Genomic DNA, 1,438 nt, shown 5'->3' on the forward strand with positions numbered 1-1,438 from the left:
GATTCCTAATCTTGTTGTCAAGCGGCGAGGGTGACCGGTGGTGTGGGCTGGTAGCACCGTCCGTCACGCAGCAGTGCCCACAGGACGTTGACGCGGCGGCGGGCGAGGGCGAGGACGGCCTGGGTGTGTCGCTTGCCTTCGGCCCGTTTGCGGTCGTAGAACCGTCGCGACTCCTCGCAACAGCGGATGCTGATCAACGCGGAGGTATAGAAGACGCGTTGGAGGCGCCTGTTGTAGCGCTGTGGGCGGTGCAGGTTGCCGCTGACCTTGCCCGAGTCGCGCGGGGCCGGGGCGACGCCGGCGAAGGCGGCGAGGCGGTCAGGGGTGGCGAACGCGGCCATGTCGCCGCCTGTCGCGGCGAGGAACTCGGCGCCGAGGAGTGGTCCGATTCCGGGCATGCTCGCGATCACGGCGGCGTGTTCGTGCTCGCGAAACCGGCCCTCGACGAGCTTGTCGGTCTCGGCGATCCGCGCGTTGAGGGCCATCACCTCTCTCGCGAGCGTGTGGACCAGATGTGCGGTCACCTTCTCGCCCGGCACCGCGCTGTGTTGGCGCTCGGCCGCCGTGACGGCTCCGACGGCGAGCTCCGCGGGATTGCGGACCTTGCGGTTGCGCAGCCAGGTCTCCAGCCGCCGTGCGCCCGCGCGGCGGATCGCCCCCGGGGTCTGATAGCCCGTCAGAAGAACCAGCGGCCCCACGTTGGTGAGGTCCAACTCCCTTTCCAGAGAAGGGAATATGCCGGTCAGAAGAGCCCGGAGGCGATTGATCGAACGTGTGCGGTCGGCGGCGAGGTCCATGCGGTGCGCGCTCAGGAGCCCGAGCTCGACGGTGAGCTCGTCACCGGGTCGCAGCGGGTGCAGATCACGGCGAACGCGGGCCTGGTCGGCGATGATCGCCGCGTCCTTCGCGTCGGTCTTGCCCTCGCCCCGGTAGCCGTCGGCCGCCCGGTTGACGACCCGGCCGGGAATGTAGAGGAGGTGTTGATCGTGGTCGACGAGCAGCGCGATGAGCAGGCCTGCGGCGCCGTCCGCGAGATCGACGGCCCACACCACGTCCGTGTCCAAGGCCAGGACGTCGGCCACGAGGTCGAGCAGGACCGGCTCGTCGTTGGCCACGCGGCGCGACAGAAGACGTTTGCCGTTCTCGTCGATCGCCACGCAGTGATGGTGTGTCTTCCCCGCGTCCACCCCGGCCCAGATTCTTGCCACGCGCCCCTCCGCAGCTCTGTCGATTCGTGGTTCCCCGCAGACGACCGCGCCGTCGAGTCCCTACACAGCGACCGAATCGCAGTTCCTAATCAGCGGCCGGGTCGTCGCGGGGTGTCGGGCGGCAAATCACAGGAAGCCACCGTCGGCAGACGACTGAGAGCCACACCCGACACCCCTGGGTGGGAGAACCCTATGAAGGGCTCGCCCTGCCCATCAACAAGGTAGGGACG

The 1,438-nt window shown here is 68.6% G+C and carries 1 protein-coding gene; it reads right to left on the bottom strand.

Annotated elements, in window-relative coordinates; all coding sequences use genetic code 11:
• Positions 1–17: 17 nt before the first annotated feature.
• Positions 18–1,208, bottom strand: a complete 1,191-nt coding sequence (locus tag EMA17_RS00010) for an IS110 family RNA-guided transposase (protein ID WP_126634748.1) — start codon at positions 1,206–1,208, stop codon at positions 18–20.
• Positions 1,209–1,438: the final 230 nt, after the last annotated feature.

The organism is Embleya hyalina (assembly GCF_003967355.1).
GTDB classification, from domain to species: Bacteria; Actinomycetota; Actinomycetes; order Streptomycetales; family Streptomycetaceae; genus Embleya; species Embleya hyalina.